The 444-nt window shown below is 64.4% G+C and carries 1 protein-coding gene; it reads left to right on the top strand.

From position 1 onward, the window contains the following. A partial coding sequence (locus JUI81_RS31665) for an immunoglobulin-like domain-containing protein (RefSeq protein WP_204125698.1) occupies positions 1 to 444 on the top strand: 444 nt, incomplete at both ends.

Genomic DNA, 444 nt, shown 5'->3' on the forward strand with positions numbered 1-444 from the left:
CTGGCCGGTGGCAACTCCCTGAGCGTCAAGATCGACGACGCCAAGGGCGGCAACTACGAGAAGCTGGAAGTCGACGGCAAGTCGGCGGACACCTCGGTGACCGACACACCGGACACCACCACCCTCAGCCTGAGCGCGACCGACTCGGTGGCTGAAGGCGGTTCCATCGTCTATACCGCCACCCTGACCAATGCCGCCGGCACGCCAGTGACCGTGACCTTGAGCAACGGCGCGGTGATCACCATCGATGCCGGCAAAACCAGCGGCACCGTGACCGTTCCGGCTCCATCCGATGACGTCTACAAAGACGCCGGCACAGTCCAGGCCACCATCTCCACCGCCACCGGTGGCAATTTCGAAAACCTGGTGCCGAGCACTGCCCCGGCAGTCACCACCGTTACCGACACGATCGACACCAGTACCGTTTCGCTGGCTGCGACCGCG

Source organism: Pseudomonas sp. 008, assembly GCF_016861935.1.
Taxonomy (GTDB): Bacteria; Pseudomonadota; Gammaproteobacteria; order Pseudomonadales; family Pseudomonadaceae; genus Aquipseudomonas.